Annotated in this window: 21 protein-coding genes; all 21 read left to right on the top strand. The window is 47.6% G+C overall.

What is annotated here, in order from left to right; translation table 11 throughout:
* Window positions 1-13: 13 nt before the first annotated feature.
* The 21 genes from ACZM6M_RS05540 to ACZM6M_RS05440 all read left to right on the top strand — a co-directional run bounded on the left by ACZM6M_RS05540 (window position 14) and on the right by ACZM6M_RS05440 (window position 19,167).
* On the top strand, window positions 14-1,486 hold the full coding sequence (locus tag ACZM6M_RS05540) for an SseB family protein (RefSeq protein ID WP_489489893.1): 1,473 nt from the start codon (window positions 14-16) through the stop codon (window positions 1,484-1,486).
* A gap of 41 nt (window positions 1,487-1,527) precedes the next feature.
* Window positions 1,528-1,872: a YlxM family DNA-binding protein gene (gene ylxM / locus ACZM6M_RS05535; RefSeq protein ID WP_066548539.1), complete on the top strand. Its 345-nt coding sequence runs from the start codon at window positions 1,528-1,530 to the stop codon at window positions 1,870-1,872.
* A 33-nt stretch (window positions 1,873-1,905) separates the two neighbouring features.
* Complete coding sequence (ffh, locus tag ACZM6M_RS05530) at window positions 1,906-3,279, top strand: signal recognition particle protein (RefSeq protein ID WP_066548532.1); 1,374 nt, start codon at window positions 1,906-1,908, stop codon at window positions 3,277-3,279.
* A gap of 88 nt (window positions 3,280-3,367) precedes the next feature.
* The gene (gene rpsP / locus ACZM6M_RS05525; RefSeq protein WP_337433303.1) at window positions 3,368-3,610 is read left to right on the top strand and encodes a 30S ribosomal protein S16; all 243 of its coding nucleotides are present in this window, start codon (window positions 3,368-3,370) and stop codon (window positions 3,608-3,610) included.
* 28 nt (window positions 3,611-3,638) lie between these two features.
* The gene (locus ACZM6M_RS05520) at window positions 3,639-3,866 is read left to right on the top strand and encodes a KH domain-containing protein (RefSeq protein ID WP_066548526.1); all 228 of its coding nucleotides are present in this window, start codon (window positions 3,639-3,641) and stop codon (window positions 3,864-3,866) included.
* A 72-nt stretch (window positions 3,867-3,938) separates the two neighbouring features.
* Window positions 3,939-4,448 (top strand): ribosome maturation factor RimM, encoded by a 510-nt coding sequence (gene rimM, locus ACZM6M_RS05515; RefSeq protein WP_066548524.1) that lies wholly within the window; start codon window positions 3,939-3,941, stop codon window positions 4,446-4,448.
* A 14-nt stretch (window positions 4,449-4,462) separates the two neighbouring features.
* Entirely contained in the window at window positions 4,463-6,508 is a 2,046-nt protein-coding gene (gene mutL, locus ACZM6M_RS05510) for a DNA mismatch repair endonuclease MutL (RefSeq protein ID WP_340276276.1), read from the top strand.
* A gap of 18 nt (window positions 6,509-6,526) precedes the next feature.
* Entirely contained in the window at window positions 6,527-7,504 is a 978-nt protein-coding gene (miaA, locus tag ACZM6M_RS05505; RefSeq protein WP_489489889.1) for a tRNA (adenosine(37)-N6)-dimethylallyltransferase MiaA, read from the top strand.
* Between the two features lie 50 nt (window positions 7,505-7,554).
* Window positions 7,555-8,859, top strand: coding sequence for a methionine gamma-lyase family protein (locus ACZM6M_RS05500; RefSeq protein ID WP_337932594.1), 1,305 nt, complete (start codon window positions 7,555-7,557; stop codon window positions 8,857-8,859).
* Window positions 8,860-8,945: 86 nt separating this feature from the next.
* Complete coding sequence (locus tag ACZM6M_RS05495) at window positions 8,946-9,197, top strand: DUF4321 domain-containing protein (protein WP_066548514.1); 252 nt, start codon at window positions 8,946-8,948, stop codon at window positions 9,195-9,197.
* A 49-nt stretch (window positions 9,198-9,246) separates the two neighbouring features.
* Window positions 9,247-9,942 carry a RadC family protein gene (gene radC, locus ACZM6M_RS05490; RefSeq protein ID WP_340276279.1) on the top strand — a complete coding sequence of 232 codons (696 nt, stop codon included), beginning with the start codon at window positions 9,247-9,249 and terminating at the stop codon, window positions 9,940-9,942.
* Window positions 9,943-9,974: 32 nt separating this feature from the next.
* Window positions 9,975-10,820: a rod shape-determining protein MreC gene (gene mreC / locus ACZM6M_RS05485; RefSeq protein ID WP_066548510.1), complete on the top strand. Its 846-nt coding sequence runs from the start codon at window positions 9,975-9,977 to the stop codon at window positions 10,818-10,820.
* The gene (gene mreD / locus ACZM6M_RS05480; RefSeq protein ID WP_096807418.1) at window positions 10,817-11,350 is read left to right on the top strand and encodes a rod shape-determining protein MreD; all 534 of its coding nucleotides are present in this window, start codon (window positions 10,817-10,819) and stop codon (window positions 11,348-11,350) included. Before mreC ends, mreD begins: the two co-directional genes overlap by 4 nt.
* The gene (locus ACZM6M_RS05475; RefSeq protein WP_340276282.1) at window positions 11,343-14,276 is read left to right on the top strand and encodes a penicillin-binding transpeptidase domain-containing protein; all 2,934 of its coding nucleotides are present in this window, start codon (window positions 11,343-11,345) and stop codon (window positions 14,274-14,276) included. Before mreD ends, ACZM6M_RS05475 begins: the two co-directional genes overlap by 8 nt.
* Before the next feature lie 25 nt (window positions 14,277-14,301).
* Window positions 14,302-14,964, top strand: a complete 663-nt coding sequence (locus ACZM6M_RS05470; RefSeq protein WP_489489884.1) for a septum site-determining protein MinC — start codon at window positions 14,302-14,304, stop codon at window positions 14,962-14,964.
* A 118-nt stretch (window positions 14,965-15,082) separates the two neighbouring features.
* Window positions 15,083-15,874 carry a septum site-determining protein MinD gene (gene minD, locus ACZM6M_RS05465; protein ID WP_066548504.1) on the top strand — a complete coding sequence of 264 codons (792 nt, stop codon included), beginning with the start codon at window positions 15,083-15,085 and terminating at the stop codon, window positions 15,872-15,874.
* Between the two features lie 15 nt (window positions 15,875-15,889).
* On the top strand, window positions 15,890-16,147 hold the full coding sequence (gene minE, locus ACZM6M_RS05460) for a cell division topological specificity factor MinE (RefSeq protein WP_066548502.1): 258 nt from the start codon (window positions 15,890-15,892) through the stop codon (window positions 16,145-16,147).
* A gap of 1 nt (window position 16,148) precedes the next feature.
* Window positions 16,149-17,270, top strand: coding sequence for an FtsW/RodA/SpoVE family cell cycle protein (locus tag ACZM6M_RS05455; RefSeq protein WP_066548495.1), 1,122 nt, complete (start codon window positions 16,149-16,151; stop codon window positions 17,268-17,270).
* Window positions 17,271-17,291: 21 nt separating this feature from the next.
* Window positions 17,292-17,687 (top strand): methylglyoxal synthase, encoded by a 396-nt coding sequence (gene mgsA / locus ACZM6M_RS05450; RefSeq protein ID WP_066548492.1) that lies wholly within the window; start codon window positions 17,292-17,294, stop codon window positions 17,685-17,687.
* Window positions 17,687-18,658, top strand: coding sequence for a D-alanyl-D-alanine carboxypeptidase family protein (locus ACZM6M_RS05445; RefSeq protein ID WP_337433308.1), 972 nt, complete (start codon window positions 17,687-17,689; stop codon window positions 18,656-18,658). Before mgsA ends, ACZM6M_RS05445 begins: the two co-directional genes overlap by 1 nt.
* A gap of 89 nt (window positions 18,659-18,747) precedes the next feature.
* A complete protein-coding gene (locus ACZM6M_RS05440; RefSeq protein WP_066548488.1) occupies window positions 18,748-19,167 on the top strand; it encodes a twitching motility protein PilT in 420 nt (139 codons plus the stop codon).
* Window positions 19,168-19,284 lie beyond the last annotated feature (117 nt).

The raw sequence follows: 19,284 nt of genomic DNA, 5'->3' as shown, positions 1-19,284 counted from the left end.
CCAGGAGGAAACAATGGGATTATTTTCATTTGGAAGAAAAAAACTTGAAGACGGATTTGAATTTGTCATTGACGGCATTTACGCTCTGAAGGGAAACAGCGCCGTGGCTGCGGGAAAGCTTACAAGGGGGCGTCTGATCCCAGGGACAGAAGCTATCTGCTTAAATGAATTGGGTGAGCCGGTGTTTAAGTGCCGGATTTCCGGTATTGAGCAGGGAACCAAGATTTTGCGGGCTGCGTCTTATGATATGAAGGGAACCTATGGGGCTCATTACGGCTTTAAACTGGATGGTGTGACAAAGGAGCAGATCCCGGCAGAGGGAGCTGTGCTGGTATCTGTAACAGAGGAGCTGGAGGAGGCATTAAAGGATGCAGCACCTGTTTCTTCTGTTAAGGCCAAAGCTTCTGTGGAAAATACGGTAGTAGTCCGGGATGCACAGGCTCAGAATGCACTTCTTATGGCAGCCAGAGCACAGGAAAAAGCAGGCCGGCCCGCCGGTCCCCTGGGAGCAGAGCGGGAGGAGCAGTTAAGCGCTGTTTTGGAAGAAACACTTTCAGAAGCAGTTCTGGTTCCGCTTTCTATTCAGGAATCCATTTTCCTGCTTTGCCGTCTGCAGCAGATGAATCATCAGGAGCCTGTAAGCGGATATGAAGATAAGATCCAGATGCTTTATGATACGGTTCTTGAAAAGCTGAAAGCAGCGCCTTCTCTGTTTATTCTTTTGGATGAAGGCTCCAGTATGCCTTTTATGATCGGAGATACGGTTGATGTATATTCTGCAAAGGAGCTGGCTCTTAAAGCCCTTCATTTTTATGCAGAGCAGTATCACCGTCATCTGGTGCTTCGGGAGATTCCAAGGGAGCATACCGGCCTTCCGGGCCGATTAAGCCTTTTTGCATGGCTGTACTATCTTGGCATGGAGAAACTTCTTATTGACAATGGCTCCTATCAGCTTTTTGTAAATCGGTCAGATCTCCTTGAACATCCGGAAGAAGAAGCAGGACAGTCATTGGAAGTGCCTGTGGTTAATCCTTCTTTGCGCTGTGCCATGGCAGAGTATCTGCAGGAAATCCGCTGGAATGTGTCTTACTCAGAGCGCGAGGCCAATGTGGAAGCGAAAAAGGAACACTTAAAGAAAGAACTTTTGCAGGCAAAGCTTCTGGTGCCGGTAAAATTTGAGAAAACAGAGGGGTTAAATAAGGGACAGAATACCATTGATGCAGAGAAACAGGACAACCTCTTCTTCCCGCGGATTGAAAACAATGAGCATAAGCAGTTCCTGCCTATGTTTACAGACTGGCTGGAATTTCAAAAGGCATATAAGAGGGAAGAGTGGGGCTGCATGGTGTTCAGCCTGGCAGACGGACTTCAGGCAGCAGCGGGAGATCCTGCTGTTATCAATCCTTTGACGGAAAATCTGATCCTGGACAGAGCTCTTGTAAAAGAAATTGCAGAAATGTACCGTTCGTCAAGTAAAAATGCTTGACAAGATTGCAGCTATCGTGTATGATAACACAGGTGGTTGAAATGGAAAAGATCGTTGAACAGGGTCTGCTGTACGATTTTTATGGAGAACTGCTGACGGAGCACCAGCGCCGCATCTATGAGGACATGGTGTTTAATGACCTTTCTCCCAGCGAGATTGCAAAGGAGCAGGGAATCAGCCGTCAAAGCGTCCATGATCTGAAAAAGCGCTGTGACCGTATACTGGAGGAATATGAAGAAAAGCTGCATCTTGTGGCAAAATTCATGAAAATCCGTGATATGGTCAGGGAGCTGGACGGTCTGGCAGAGACCTGTACCAAAACCCGGGATATACAGCTGATGGATGAGATCCGAAGCCTGTCCGGAAAGATCATGGCAGCGCTGTGATCCCTACAGCAAAAGACCTTCAGGAGGTTATCAATGGCTTTTGAAAGCTTATCCGATAAATTGCAGAATATTTTCAAAAACCTGCGCGGCAAAGGCCGCCTGTCTGAGGCCGATGTAAAAGCTGCCTTAAAGGAAGTAAAGATGGCTCTTTTGGAAGCCGACGTAAGCTTCAAGGTAGTAAAGCAGTTTATAAGTTCCATTCAGGAACGGGCGGTCGGCGAAGAGGTATTTGGAAGCCTGACACCGGGACAGACGGTAATCAAGATTGTAACCGAAGAGCTGATAAAGCTTATGGGTTCTGAGACAACAGAGATTGCCTTAAAACCCGCAAGTGAGATTACGGTCATTATGATGGCAGGTCTCCAGGGTGCAGGTAAGACGACCACGACGGCAAAGATTGCAGCCAAGCTAAAGGCAAAGGGCAGAAAGCCCCTTCTTGCGGCCTGCGATGTATACCGTCCCGCAGCCATCAAGCAGCTGCAGGTCAATGGCGAAAAGGTGGGAATCCCAGTATTTACCATGGGCGATAAGATCAGTCCTGTGGATATTGCAAAGGGCGCTATCGAACACGCCTCAAAAAATGGCTTTAACGTAGTGATTCTGGATACTGCAGGCCGTCTTCATATTGATGAAAGTATGATGGACGAGCTGGTAGGCATCCGGGAAGCAGTAGAAGTATATCAGACCATTCTGGTAGTAGACGCCATGACCGGTCAGGATGCGGTAAATGTAGCTGGTACCTTTAATGACAAGGTCGGCATTGACGGCGTAATCCTTACCAAGTTGGACGGCGATACCAGAGGCGGCGCGGCTCTTTCCATCCGTTCCGTGACAGGAAAGCCGATCCTCTACATTGGTATGGGAGAAAAGCTTTCTGATCTGGAACAGTTTTATCCGGATCGTATGGCTTCAAGAATCTTGGGAATGGGAGATATCCAGTCCTTGATCGAGAAGGCGGCGGCTGAGGTAGACGAGGAGCAGGCAAAGGAGCTTTCACAGAAGCTGCGCAAGGCAGAGTTTGACTACAATGACTTCTTAACCCAGATGCAGCAGATTAAAAAGATGGGCGGTATGGGAAGTATTCTTTCCATGATGCCCGGTGTTGGAAGCCAGCTTTCCGGCATTGATATGGATGAAGGCGAGCGCTCCCTGCGCCGTGTGGAATCCATTATCCTCTCCATGACAAAGGAGGAGCGGGCCAATCCGGGCCTTATAAATCCTTCCAGGAAACAGCGCATCGCAAAGGGTGCCGGAGTAGATGTCAGCGAAGTGAACCGTCTGGTAAAGCAGTTTGACCAGATGAAGAAGATGATGAAGCAGATGCCGGGCCTTATGGGCGGCGGAAAGCGAAAGGGCTTAGGAGGTCTTGGTGGCCTTATGGGCGGGAAGCTTAAGCTTCCGTTTTAAATAAGCTAGTCACACAGGAAGGCTCCTGTATGTCTAATATAGAAAAATAAAACAATCAATAGAAAATGATTTTACGGAGGTAAGAAAAATGGCAGTAAAGATGAGATTAAGAAGAATGGGACAGAAGAAGGCTCCTTTTTATAGAATCGTAGTAGCAGATTCCAGATCCCCAAGAGACGGAAGATTTATCGAGGAAGTTGGATACTATGATTCTACCAAAGATCCAAGCGTGATCAAGTTTGATGAGGAAGCTGCTAAGAAGTGGCTGGCAAACGGCGCTCAGCCAACTGAGACAGTTGCAAAGCTGTTAAAGATCGCTGGTATTCAGTAATATTATTCTTTGCAGACGAGGTGGAGAGATGAAGGAATTAGTCGAAGTGATCGCAAAGGCATTGGTCGATAATCCGGACGAAGTAGTCGTTACCGAGTCAATGAAAGGCGAAGATACATTGATCGAACTCAAGGTAGCTCCTGCCGATATGGGCAAGGTCATTGGCAAGCAAGGCAGGATCGCTAAGGCAATCCGTTCCGTAGTCAAGGCCGCTGCCTCTAAGGAAGACAGGAAAGTAATTGTTGAGATCCAGTAAAGAGGACGGACCGTCGGCTGTTTGGCCGGCGGTCTGTTTCGTTAAAGATAAAGAGAAAGTGAGTGTTCAGACATGGAACAGATGCTGCGAGTAGGCGTAATTACTTCCACCCACGGCGTACGGGGGGAAGTAAAGGTATTCCCTACAACGGATGATGCCAAGCGCTTTAAAACATTAAAAAAGGTAATTCTGGATGGAAGAGAGCCTTTGGAGCTTTCCATCGAACAGGTAAAATTCTTTAAAAATATGGTAATCTTAAAATTTAAGGGATATGACAATATCAATGATGTGGAAACATGGAGACAGAGAGACCTTTTGATCACCAGAGATCAGGCGGTTGAATTAAAAGAGGATGAATACTTTATCACAGATCTGATCGGCCTTACGGTTGTAAATGAAGAAGAAGCGGTTCTTGGCAGAGTGAAGGATGTACTGGAAACAGGGGCAAATGACGTATATGTAGTTGAACTTACCGGCGGAAAGGAACTTCTTCTTCCTGCAATCAAGGACTGCATCCTGAATGTGGATCTGGAAGGCGGACGCATGAAGGTTCATGTGCTGGACGGCTTGATGGATCTGTAAAGGAGGTTTGCTATATGGCTGTGATTTCAGTTCTGGATCAGACAACTATCAATCAGATCGCCGCAGGCGAGGTGATCGAGAGACCGGCTTCTGTGGTAAAAGAGCTTTTGGAAAATGCCATTGATGCTCAGGCTACGGCAGTGACCGTAGAGATCCGGGAGGGCGGCTGCAGCCTGATCCGCATTACGGACAATGGCTGCGGTATCCCAAAGGAGGAGATTCCCACCGCCTTTCTGCGCCACGCAACCAGCAAGATACGTTCGGCCGATGATCTTACCACCGTTGCGTCTCTTGGCTTTCGAGGAGAGGCGCTGGCCAGTATTGCTGCCGTATCCCAGGTAGAGATGATCTCCAAAACAGCAGACAGACTTACCGGAACCCGATATCAGATCGAAGGCGGGACGGAGCGCGGGATAGAAGAAGTGGGGGCCCCGGAAGGAACTACGATCATTGCCAGAAATCTCTTTTTTAATACGCCTGTACGGAAAAAATTCTTAAAAACCCCAATGACAGAGGGGACACACGTGGCAGCAGTGGTAGAAAAGATTGCTCTTTCCCATCCGGATATATCCATCCGTCTGATCCAAAATAACCAGAATAAGCTGTATACCTCCGGAAATAACAATCTGAAAGATCTGATCTACACCGTGTTTGGCCGTGAGATCACTTCCAACCTGCTTTCTGTCGATGCGGTTTATGAGGGAATCCATATTACAGGCTTTATCGGAAAGCCGGTGATCGCAAGATCCAACCGGAATTATGAAAATTACTTTGTCAACGGCAGGTATGTGCGCAGCAATATTATTTCAAAAGCCATTGAAGAGGCCTATAAGCCCTATATGATGCAGCACAAATATCCTTTTACCATGCTGCACCTTTCTATCGATCCTGAAACCCTGGATGTAAATGTACACCCCACCAAGATGGAGCTGCGCTTCAGCGATGGGGAATATGTGTTTAACCGAACGTTAGAGGCAGTGGGAGAAGCGCTGGCACACAAGGAACTGATTCCTCAGGTGACGCTGGATGAAGCAGCCAAAAAGCGGCAGGAGGATGCCAAAAAGCGGAGAGAGGAGCGCCAGCCCAGACAGCCGGAGCCCTTTGAGATCCGCCGGCAGAGCAGTCTGGACGCGGGAAATTTGTCTTCCGGAAACAGGTCGTCATCTTCCGGTTCTAATCCTGTGTTCCAAGAGACAGCGTCTGCACAGAGATCCGGTGTCTCCCGGCCATCTCTTCTCTGCGAGGAAGCTCCCGGCTGGAAGCATGTTGATAAAAAGGATCTGCCTGCAAATGAATCAGCTGAAGGTGAGAAAAAAACTCAGACAGTGTTTCAAACGAAACAGACAGAAGATGCTGGGCGGGCTTTGAATCCCCCTGCCGCAGCTGCTCCGATCTCCCGATCTTCTGTACCGGCTTCTCAGGCTGCAGAACCGATGCAGCAGCTGGAACTGTTTGACGGAAAGCTCCTGGATCCAAAATCCCGTTTAAAGCACCGGCTCATCGGCCAGTTGTTTGATACCTACTGGATGGTGGAGTACAATGACCAGCTCTATATTATCGATCAGCATGCAGCCCATGAAAAGGTGCTGTATGAAAAAACAGTCCGTTCCTTAAAGGACAGGCAGTATGATTCCCAGCTGGTAAATCCCCCTGTTATCCTCACCTTAAATCAGGGAGAAGCCCTGCTATTAGAGCAGTATCTGGAATATTTTAAGGGGATCGGTTTTGAAATTGAGCCCTTCGGCGGCCGGGAATACGCAGTGCGGGCAGTGCCGGCCAATCTTTTTTCCATTGCGAAAAAGGAACTTCTTCTTGAAATGATCGATGGTCTTTCTGAGGATATGAGCGTACATAACCCGGATATAATTTATGAAAAGATTGCTTCCATGTCCTGCAAGGCAGCTGTAAAGGGACGCCATGCTATGTCTGCTGCAGAAGCGGACCGGCTCATTGACCAGCTTTTGGAGCTGGAAAACCCTTACGCCTGCCCTCATGGCCGTCCGACCATCATTTCCATGAGCCGGTATGAGCTGGAAAAGAAGTTTAAACGTATTGTATAACAGCAAAGGAGAGAGTGTATGTTTTCTGAGAAAAAACCTCTGATCATTCTTACCGGCCCTACGGCTGTGGGAAAAACCTCCCTATCCATTGAACTGGCAAAGGCTGTAAACGGTGAGATCATCAGTGCGGATTCCATGCAGGTATACCGCCATATGGATATTGGCTCTGCCAAAATCACACCGGAAGAGATGGAGAATATTCCTCATCATCTGATAGACGTTCTGGATCCGGATGAGGATTTTAATGTGGTGACGTTTCAAAAACTGGCAAAAAAGGCGGCTGGTGATATCTGGATGCGGGAAAAAATTCCCATTATAGCCGGAGGAACGGGATTTTACATACAGGCTCTCCTTTATGATATTGATTTTACAGAGAATGAAGATGATGGTGAGAAAAATCCGTTCCGACAGGAGCTGGAGGAGCTGGCTGCCCGTTCCGGTTCCCAGGCCCCGGAAGTGCTTCACAATATTCTTAAGGAATCAGATCCTGAGGCAGCCGCCCAGATCCATCCAAACAATATAAAGCGGGTAATCCGGGCCATCGAATATTTCAGACAAACAGGAGAAAAAATCTCACATCATAATGAAGCCATGCGCCAGAAGGAATCCCCTTATCATTTCCTCTATTATGTGCTGAATACAGACAGGACCAGACTGTATGACAGGATTGACCGCAGGGTGGATCTGATGCTTGAGCAGGGGCTGATCGATGAGGTACAGTGCTTAAAAGAAATGGGCTGCCATCGGGGGCAGACCTCCATGCAGGGATTAGGCTATAAGGAAATCCTGGACTACCTGGAAGGGCGCTGCAGCCTGGAGGAAGCAGTCTATATACTGAAACGTGATACAAGGCATTTTGCCAAGCGCCAGCTGACCTGGTTTCGCAGAGAGCGCCAGGTGCGCTGGATTGAACTTTCAGGCGCGCCAGACGATACGTCAAACGCGTTAAAACAGATTCTGAAGGATTGCATGGACGAGGGAATCGTGCTACAATGACAGACCGAACCTTGAAAAAGGTCACAAAAAGAAAGAATGGAGTCAGACCAATGGAACAGAATGTATTAACCGATATGTATGAAACACTGGGAATCAGCAAAAAGGTACTGGATTTTGCTGCAGAGATAGAGGAACATTTAAAAACCCGCTTTCAGGAGATTGATGAACGGGCAGAATTTAATCAGTTAAAAGTAATTCATGCCATGCAGGAATGCCGCGTCAGCGATATCCATTTTGCAGCTACCACGGGCTATGGCTACAATGACCTGGGACGTGATACCTTAGAGGAGGTATATGCGCACGTATTCCACACAGAAAGCGCCCTGGTTCGTCCACAGCTTATGAGCGGAACCCACGCCCTGCATGTGGCTCTTTCCGGAAACCTGCGTCCCGGAGATGAGCTCCTTTCCCCTGTGGGAAAGCCCTATGATACCCTGGAGGAAGTGATCGGTATCAGGGATTCCGTGGGTTCCTTAAAGGAATACGGCATTTCCTACCGCCAGGTGGATCTTCTTCCCGACGGAACCTTTGACTACGAAAATATTGCAAAGGCTGTCAATGAAAAGACAAAGCTTGTAACCATTCAGCGTTCCAAGGGCTATGATCCCCGTCCTACCTTTTCTGTAAAGCAGATCGGGGAGCTGATCGCCTTTATAAAAAAGATCAAGCCTGAGGTGATCTGCATGGTAGATAACTGCTATGGAGAGTTTGTGGAAACCATCGAGCCTACGGATGTAGGAGCCGATATGATCGTTGGCTCCCTGATCAAGAATCCGGGCGGCGGTCTGGCCCCTATTGGAGGTTATATTGCCGGAAGAAAGGACTGTGTAGACCGTGCTTCCTACCGATTAAGTGCCCCCGGCCTTGGAAAAGAGGTGGGCGCCAGCTTAGGACTGAATCAGCAGCTCTATCAGGGTCTGTTCCTTTCACCTACCGTTGTAGCAGGAGCCTTAAAGGGCGCGATTTTTGCCGCCAATATCTACGAGCGTCTGGGCTACGGCGTAGTGCCAAACGGCTCCGAATCACGTCATGATATCATCCAGGCCATTACCTTCGGTACTCCGGAGGGAGTGATCTCCTTCTGTAAGGGAATCCAGGCAGCTGCTCCGGTAGACAGCTTTGTCACCCCCGAACCCTGGGATATGCCCGGCTATGACAGTCCGGTCATCATGGCTGCGGGAGCCTTTGTACAGGGTTCCTCTATTGAACTCAGTGCCGACGGCCCTATTAAGCCGCCCTATGCCGTATATTTCCAGGGAGGGCTTACCTGGTATCATGCCAAGCTTGGAATTTTAAAATCCCTCCAGCAGCTGGCGGATGATGGAGTTGTGTCCCCTAAAAGCCTTGTTTCTTAAGAATTTTTTCAGATGACACCTAAAAAAACTTATGGTAATATGATAAACAGCCCCGTCCTTCGGGGCTTCCTTAGGAGAGTTTGTTTATGGGACGTAAAAATTTCTGGATCCTTCTTATTATGCTCTTAGCCGGAATTGTACTGGGAGGATTTATCGGACAGCTGGCAGATGGTATTTCCTGGCTGAAATGGATGAATTATGGCCAGTCCTTTGGGCTGGATACTCCTTTGGTCATTGATTTTGGCCTTTTAGTCATTACTTTCGGACTTACCATCAAGATTACCATGGCAAGCATTATTGGAGTGGCAGTGGCTCTGTTTATTTATAAAATGATTTAAAAGCTCATCCTGAAAATGTACTTGGAGAGGTGCGTAGTCAGGAGGATAAATGGAAAGAATTACAATGAAGGATCTGCCCAAAGAGCAGCGTCCCTATGAAAAATGCATGGCTTACGGTCCAAAGACGCTTACGGACAGCGAGCTGTTAGCAGTCATCATACGAACCGGCAGCAGTGAACGCACGTCTCTTGAACTGGCAGACGCCATCCTATCACAAAATGCACCGGGAGATGGACTTACAGGCCTTCTGCACTGCTCTCTGGAACAGCTGCAGTCCATCCGTGGAGTAGGTCCTGTAAAAGGAATCCAGCTTTTGTGCATCGGAGAGCTTTCCAGGAGGATTTGGAAGCAGAAGGTAAGCGCAGAGCCTGTGGCTTTTACACAGCCGGATCAGATTGCGGATTATTACATGGAAGATATGCGTCATTTGGAACAGGAGGAAATCCATGTCATGTTTCTGAATACCAAACAGCATCTGATCCGTGATTTCCTTGTTTCCAAAGGAACGGTAAACGCTTCTGTGGTTACTCCCAGGGAAATCCTCATTGAAGGGCTTCGTTGTCTTGCTGTAGGTATGGTTTTAGTCCACAACCATCCCAGCGGAGACCCTGAGCCCAGCCGCTCGGATCGGCTTTTAACCTGCCGGATCCGGGAAGCAGGAGAGGTCGTAGGGATTACCCTGATCGACCATTTGATCATCGGAGACCGGCGGTATTTAAGTTTTCGCCGGGAAAAACTTATATAATCATATAACACATGAAAGAGGAATGAATATCCATGGAATCAAAACGCAGCAAATATATCCTCTCAGGGCTTACCCTGCTTTGTGTCCTGTTGATCGGCATTACCTCCTTAAAGGACGGTATCTTAGAGCCTCTAAGAACCGGTGTGGGGTATTTTCTGATTCCTATTCAGACCGGTGTAAACCGTGTGGGAACAGGACTTTACAATGAGCTTACGGATATTTCACGTTTAAAGACGGCTCTGGACGAAAATGACCGTTTAAAGATCCAGGTGGATCGGCTGACCGAGGAAAATAACCGGCTCCAGGCCCAGCAGTTCGAGTTAAACCGACTGCGCCAGCTATATGAGCTGGATCAGGAATACATGCAGTATAATAAAATCGGCGCCCGGGTGATTGCAAGGGACTCTGAAAAATGGTTTCAGGTTTTTCGGATCAATAAGGGATCTTCCGATGGAGTGGCTGTGGATATGAATGTAGTGGCAGACGGAGGCCTTGTAGGAATCGTTACAGACGTAGGAGCCAATTATGCAACCGTGCGTTCAATTATTGACGATTCCAGCCGTGTAGGCGCCATGTCTGTGGATTCCTCCTATAACTGTATTGTGGCGGGAGATTTAACCCTCTATGAGCAGGGACGTTTAAAGCTGACCGATTTTTCCAAGGATGCTGTGTTAAAGGATGGGGATCAGATCATCACTTCCAATATCAGTACGAAGTTTCTTCCTGGCATTCTGATCGGATATGCGGTGGACGTTACCATTGATCCGGATCATCTGACCCAGTCCGGTTATCTGATTCCCGCAGCCAATTTCGATAACCTCCAGGAGGTTCTGATCCTGACCGATCTGAAAGATGGAGAAGAGGTGGAGAAACAGTGACCAGCGCAAAGGTGAAACAGATTGCGATCAACATCGGCTTTATTATCCTTGCATTTACCGTCCAGAACTGTGTATTCCCCCTGCTTCCCTTTCTGGCGGCAACGCCCAATCTGCTGCTGATCTTAACCTTTTCCTTTGGTTTTATCCATGGAAAAAACGCAGGGATGTTCTACGGCGTGATTTCGGGGCTTTTGCTGGATCTATTCTACAGCGGCTCATTTGGTTTTTATACCCTGATCTATATTTATATCGGTTATTTTAACGGAATCTTTACCCGATATTATTATGAAGACTACATTACCCTGCCTTTAATCCTGAGTGTGGCAAACGGTCTGTGGTACTGCATGTATATTTATATATTCCGTTTCCTGATCCGCGGACGATTAGATCTTCCCTATTATTTTACGAAGATCATGCTTCCGGAGATTATTTTTACAGCCGTTACCACCCTTCTCATATATCGTCTGTTCCTGTCTGCCAGCCGGCGGGTAGAGGACATAGGAAAAAGGAGAGATACCACCATTGTTTGATGAACTGAAAGAAGTTGTAAAGGAATTTTTAAAAAAGCTTTTTTCCTCCCGTCTATTTGCTTTGGCAGTGATTTTCACTCTGATGTACGCAGGGCTCATTGGAAAGCTGTTTGACCTGCAGATTATCCACGGAGATGAATATCAGCAGTCCTATATGCAGCGAACGGAAAAAATGGTTACTGCGCCGGGAACGAGAGGCAATATCTATGACCGCAATGGAAAGCTTCTTGCCTATAATGAACTGGCTTATTCGGTTACGATCCAGGATCTAGGCGATTATCCAAGGCCTGCAGATCGAAATGCCATGATCTACCGCCTGGTGACAATTTTGGAGCGAAGAGGAGAAAAGGTAGAAGGAAAGCTGGAGATTGCCATAAACGAGCAGGGAGAGATGTATTTCACCACCACCTCTAAGGCTTCTCACAAGCGTTTTCTGCTTAATTTTTATGGAATCAGCTCCGAAAAGCTGGATGATGCCAGCGGCCGTTATCCTTCGGACATTACAGCAAGAGAAGCCTTTGAGCTGAAAAAAAGCTCCGGCCGTGACGGCTATAACTTAAACGATATGAAGGATGAAGAAGGCAATCCCTTAGAGCTTACGGATCAGACGGCTCTCGATATGATCAATATCATCTATACCATGAAGCTTACGGAGTACCAGAAATACGAGAGCACTACCGTAGCCACCAATGTAAGCCGGGAGACCATGACAGAGATCCATGAAAATGCGGCTGATCTAAAGGGTGTTTCTGTAGAAGAAAGCTATATCCGTGTATACAATGACAGCCTGTATTTCTCCCCCATTATCGGATATACGGGAAAGGTTCAGGAAGAACAGGTAGACCGACTGAATGAGCAGTGGAGAGAGGAAGAAAATAAAAAGGGTAAAAATCTCACCGAGGAGGATGAAAAATACAACCTCAATGATGTGGTTGGCCGAATCGGCATTGAGCAGTATATGGAACTGGATCTTCAGGGCGAAAAGGGCTATACCAAAATGTATGTGGATAATATGGGACGGCCAAGGGAGGTCATTGAGCAGCAGGACGCCAAGGCTGGAAATGATGTGTATCTGACCATCGACCGGGATCTTCAGATTGCCACCTATAAGCTGATGGAGCAGCAGCTGGCAGGAATTATCACCAAATTCCTTGTAAACGAGGATGTAGATCCTGCCACAGTAAAGGACGGATCTAAAAAGCCGATTCCTGTTAAGAATGCGTATTATCAGTTGATCAATAACAATGTGCTTTCTCTGGAGGCTATGGCTGAGCCGGATGCCTCTTCTGTGGAAAATAAGATTTACAGCACCTATACCTCATCCAAAACACAGATTTTGACAGATATAAAGAATGAGCTTTTAAGTCCTCATGCCAGAGCGATGAATGATCTTCCGGAGGATATGAAAAGCTATATGAATTATATCTACAGTTTTCTGGCTTCCGAAGAAACAGGAATCATCAAGCGTGATAAGATTGATACCAGTTCAGAGGAGTATCTTTCCTGGAAAGAAGGAACCATCAGCCTCAGGGATTATATCTACAGCGGTATATCCGGCAACTGGATCGACACTACAAAGCTGGACTCGGAGAACAAGTATTCCAATGCGGATGACAGCTTTGCACAGCTGGTTGACTACATTTGTGTTCATCTGGAGGAAGATGGGAAATTTACTAAGCGTATGTTCCGCTATCTGATCAATAACGAGGTGATCAGAGGCAGCGAACTCTGTCTGGCCCTCTTTGACCAGGGCGTACTGGAGCCGGATCCCGGAGCACAGGCGGCTTTAGCCGGAGGAGACAGTGTATATGCCTACAACTTTATTAAAAAGAAAATTTCCAATCTGGAGCTGACTCCAGCGCAGCTGGCCTTAGATCCCTGTACAGCCGGAGCGGTTGTGACTGATGTGCGCACCGGAGAGGTGTTAGCCCTCGTTTCTTACCCAAGCTATGATAATAACAAGATGTCAGGCAGTGTGGATGCGGCGTATTTTGCGAAACTCCAGAACGATATGTCCAATCCTCTTTATAATAATGCAACTCAGGCCATCAAGGCGCCGGGCTCAACTTTTAAGCCGATTACTGCCGTGGCAGCTCTGGAGGAGGGCGTGATATCTCTTACCGATACCATTGAGTGTACAGGCTCCTATGATCTGTCCAGCCCGCCTATTAACTGCTGGGTATTCCCGGGACGTCACGGAGTAGAGGATATTGTGACCGGAATCCAAAATTCCTGTAATGTGGTCTTTGCAGAGCTTGGACACCGTTTAAGCCTTACAGAGGATGGAACCTATTCTTCGGAAAAGGGACTTGAGGCAATCCGCAAATATGCATCCATGTTCGGTCTGGATCACACATCAGGTATTGAACTTCCTGAAACAGAGCCTCATCTGACCACAGAGGATCCGGAGCGTTCAGCTATGGGACAGGGAACCAACTCCTACAGTAACGTGCAGCTTTCCCGCTACATTTCCGCTGTGGCAAATCGCGGTGCGGTCTTTGAACTGAGCCTCCTGGACAAGCTTACGGATTCAGACGGAAATCTGATTGAAGATTATACCCCTGAAACCAGTTCACAGATTGAAGCAAAGACTTCTACCTGGGATGCTGTCCAGTCCGGTATCCGCCGGGTGGTTACAGAGGGATCTGCAAAAAGCGTATTCGCAGGCTCCCATGTAGAAGTGGCAGGAAAGACAGGTACGGCACAGGAGGATCGGAGCCGGTCCAACCATGCATTTTTCGTTTCCTTTGCTCCTTATTCCAATCCGGAGATCGCGGTAACGGTCAATATCCCATATGGCTATGCGGGAACCAATGCGGCTTCTCTTGGAAAACAGATCTATGAATACTATTACGGCTATACGAGCTTTGAAGAAATTGTGGGCTCAGGAGCCTTAAGCGCATCAAACAGCTCCGTTGAAGAATGATATCATACAGGAGGAAGGTGATCATATGCAAAACGGGATCGTCATTAAAAGCAGCCGGGCAGGCATGACTGTGCTGCTGGATCCAAATCTCCCCTTTGAGGAGCTTCTTGCCGCTATTGCAAAAAAATTTAAAGACAGCGCCCGTTTCTGGGGGGCAGTTCAGATGACTCTTACACTGGAAGGGCGCAGGCTTACACCTGAAGAGGAGATGGCTGTGGTAAATACTATTACGGAAAATTCACAGATTGATGTGCTCTGTCTTCTGGATACGGATGCCCAGCGGATCGAACGTTGCGAAAAAGCTCTGAATGAAAAGCTTATGGAGCTGAGTGCCCAGACCGGACAGTTTTACCGTGGAACACTCCGCAGGGGAGATACCCTGGAATCAGAGTCCAGCATTATAGTGATCGGAGATGTGGAGCATGGGGCCAGGATCACGGCAAAGGGAAATGTGATCGTCTTGGGCGAGCTAAAGGGTTCTGTGACGGCAGGTGTTTCCGGAAATGCTCAGGCAGTAGTTATGGCCTTTTCCATGATGCCTTTTCAGCTTCGTATCGGAAACTGTCCGATTCCAACAAATGAAAAACACCGCCGGTTCGGCCGAGGAGCCATAATCGCCTGTATCAGGGACGGTGAAATAGCGTTCCGGCCTGTAAAAGGACGATCCATTTTTGGGGATATGGGCTGATATATGTAAAATTTTGCCGAACTGTATTAAATTTTTCTTGAATGGAAAAAAATACTGGTAAATTCACAAAATTTAATGTACAATAGATGGGTAAAGTTCATTTTTTCAGGAGGTCTATATGAGTGAAGTCATTGTGATTACTTCTGGAAAAGGCGGGGTAGGCAAGACGACTACTTCTGCCAATGTGGGAACAGGACTGGCCGTTCTGGGAAAGAGAGTGGTATTGGTTGATACCGATATCGGTCTGCGCAACCTGGACGTGGTGATGGGTCTTGAAAACCGCATTGTCTACAATCTTGTAGACGTGGTAGAAGGAAACTGCCGTATGAAGCAGGCCCTGATAAGAGACAAAAGATATCCAAGCCTTTACCTTCTGCCCGCGGCCCAGACAAGGGACAAATCCTCGGTAAATCCGGAGCAGATGGTTAAGCTGACAGAAGACCTGAAGGAGGAGTTTGATTATATCCTTCTGGACTGTCCCGCAGGGATTGAGCAGGGCTTTTACAATGCCATTGCAGGAGCGGGACGGGCTCTGGTGGTGACCACTCCCGAAGTTTCAGCCATTCGCGATGCAGACCGGATCATCGGCCTGCTGGAACACGCGGGCATTACTGAAATCGGGCTGGTAGTCAACCGGATCCGGGCGGATATGGTACGCCGGGGAGACATGATGTCTTTAGAAGATGTACGGGATATTTTAGCCGTGGATATCCTTGGCGCTATTCCGGATGATGAAAACATCGTAGTCTCCACCAATCAGGGAGAACCCTTGGTAGGAATAGGGTCCGCCGCCGGACAGGCTTACCTGAATGTATGCCGCAGGCTCTTAGGGCAGAATATCCCCATCGAATCCCCCGGCGAGGCCAGAGGCTTTCTTGTAAGGCTGGCCCGGGTGCTGAAGCGGGCATAGGAGGGGTGAAACAACGTGAAGACCAGACGTTCCAAAGATACGGCCAAATTCCGGCTGAAGCTTCTCCTTGTGGCAGATAAGGCAGGCTGTTCGCCGGAACTCATAAGGCTGATCAAAAATGACATGATCCGTGTCATTTCCAAATACATGGAGATAGAAAAGGACAATGTCCGCCTTTTGATGGACACAGACGGTTCCGCCTCCTGCCGGGGGCTGCCGGTGCTCCAGGCAGATATACCCATACGCTCCATTTCCAATAAGGGGCTTTACTGATATGCTTTTTGATTATGATTTCAGAAATTACAGCTTCCGGCTTCTTGCCTATATGACAGCTTTAAGCGTCATTGGCATACTGGTCGTGCGCAGTGCCACCAATATGGATTCGGAAGCAGTGACAAAACAGATGTTTGGCATACTGGCTGGCATGGCTATTGCTGTTTGTCTTTCACTGGTAGATTACCATAAGATACTGAATTTCAGCACGGTCATTTATCTGATCTGCATCGGAAGCCTTCTGGCCGTGCTGTTTTGGGGCAGATCCGTCAATAATGCAAAACGCTGGATCGAGGTTCCTGTTTTGGGACAGCTCCAGCCCTCGGAATTTGTAAAGATTGGCCTTATCATCACCTTCTCCTGGTATTTTATGAAATATCAGGAGAAGGTAGACAAGGTTTCTACCGTGGTACTGGCGGCAGCGCTTTTTGCCGTTCCGGCCATGCTTATATTTGAACAGCCAAACCTTTCTACCTGTCTCGTTACTGTGGTGATCGTGTTGGGGATTGTGTTCGCCAGCGGCATCAGCTACCGCTGGATCGTGGGGACACTGGCAGTTGTCATCCCTATGATTGCGACAGGCGTGTACCTTCTTCTTCATGGTATGATCCCGTTTATTAAAGAATACCAGGCGGGACGTATCTTAGCCTGGTTTTACCCAGAGCAGTATGGAGAGGCACGTTATCAGCAGAATAACTCCATTATCGCGATCGGTTCCGGTCAGCTGCATGGAAAGGGGCTTTACAACACTACGATTGCATCTGTAAAAAACGGTAATTTTCTTTCGGAGGAGCAGACTGATTTTATCTTTGCCGTTATCGGTGAGGAGCTTGGTTTTATCGGCTGCGCCATCGTGATTTTGCTGTTTTTACTGATTGTATATGAATGTCTTATGATGGCAGCCAGGGCAAAAGATATGGCCGGCAGGCTGTTATGTACCGGTATGGCTACGCTCATTGCATTTCAGAGTTTTGCCAATATCGCAGTTGCTACAGGTATTTTTCCCAATACCGGACTTCCGCTTCCGTTTATCAGTTTTGGAAGCAGTTCGCTGATCAGTATTTTTATTGGTATGGGGCTTGTGCTCAATGTAGGACTGCAGCGGGTACCACGACACTACTAATTCCTAAGGAGGGGTCTGAATATGACAATTGGCTTAATTGCACATGATGCAAAGAAAAAACTGATGCAGAATTTCTGCATCGCATACAGAGGGATTTTAAGCAAGCATTCTCTGTATGCCACCGGAACAACCGGAAGACTCATAGAAGAGGTTGCAAATCTTAATATCCACAAACATTTGGCTGGTCATCTGGGCGGGATTCAGCAGATGGCGGCTCAGATTGAGCATAACGATATGGATCTGGTTATTTTTTTGAGGGATCCCCTGATGCCCAAGTCACATGAGCCGGACGTAAATGATGTAGTCCGTCTCTGCGACACCTACAACATTCCGCTGGCTACCAATCTGGCGACTGCGGAGCTTTTGATCAAGGCTCTTGACAGAGGTGATATGGAATGGAGAGAGGTTGACAGATAATGAAGCGGGGGTATGTCAGAGCTTGGAATGCCCTCATATTGGCTGCTTCTTTGTGTCTGGGAGGCTGCTTTGGCGGCTTTTCTGATGCGTATTCTCTGAAAGAGCGCCTTCCGGCGATTGCCTTGGCAGGTTCAGAGGAAGAAGTCATGGAAGGTTTCGCCTCAGATCTCTGCGTTGTATCCGATGAGAGTGTCTTTGATCCGAATTTTCTCACCTCTGAGGCGGGAGCGCTTTTTGATCTGAACGGCCATCAGACGCTTTACAGCAAGGATGCCTTTGAGACCATGTATCCGGCCAGTATTACAAAGGTAATGACTGCTCTGGTGGCGATCAAATACGGCAATCTGGAGGATCAGGTAAAGGTTACGGATGAAGCGGTAATTACAGAGTCAGGCGCTACACTCTGTGGCATTAAGCCGGGTGATACCCTTACGCTGGAGCAGCTTCTCTATGGTCTTATGCTTCCGTCTGGAAACGATGCGGGTGCAGCCATTGCGGTTCATATGGATGGCAGTATAGAGGCATTTGCAGACCGGATGAATGAGGAAGTGAAACGTCTGGGCGCAGTGGACAGCCATTTTGTAAATCCGCACGGACTTCATGATGAGGATCATTATACCACAGCCTATGATCTCTATCTGATATTCAACGAGGCCTTCAAATACCCCCAATTTCGGGAGATTATTGAGGCGAAGGCGTACACGGCAGATTACATTAATGGGGCCGGAGAGAGTGTATCCAGAACCTGGAAATGCAGCAACCAGTTTATCACAGGGGAACGGGATACGCCGGAGGGAGTTACCGTGTTAGGCGGAAAGACGGGTACCACAAAAGCAGCCGGCTATTGCTTAATTATTGCATCAAAGGATGATGCCTCGGAAGGAAATTTTATATCTGTTGTGCTGAAATCGGACAGCCGCGCCCATCTTTATGATAATATGACAAATATAATTTCTAAAATCGTCAAATAGTGATTGCGTTCCGCATGAATTTGTACTATAATCAAGGTAATCTTAATTGATTTTTTATACAACATATATAACTCAAGGAGGAGATAGGTATGGTTCAGATTATTGCAGGAAAAAAAGGTAAAGGCAAGACAAAACATCTGTTAGACATGGCCAATGCAGCAATCAAGGGAGCCAGCGGCACCGTTGTATATCTGGATAAGAGCGCTCAGCATATGTATGAGCTGAACAACCGGATCCGTCTTATCAATGTGAACGAATTTCCGATCACACACAGCGAAGGATTTTTAGGATTTATCTGTGGCATTCTTTCTCAGGATCATGATCTTGAGACTATGTATCTTGACAGCTTCTTAAAGCTAGCGTGCTTAGAGGGAGCGGACATTTCCGAGACCTACGAGACATTGAAAAAACTCAGTGACAAATATCATGTTACTTTCGTATTAAGCATTTCCATGGACGCGGATGAGCTTCCGGAGAATGCAAAGGGTGATGTGATTATTTCATTGTAATGATACATATTCTGTGATAAAATAGCAGACAGAACTTAGGCTGCCTGCCGCACGAGGTTTTGAAGTACGCCTGGTGCGGAGGGCAGCTTTTTTACGAAACAAGACTTTAAAAGGAGA

This window comes from Enterocloster sp. (assembly GCF_057861365.1).
This window is presented reverse-complemented; position numbering and strand designations above follow the sequence as displayed.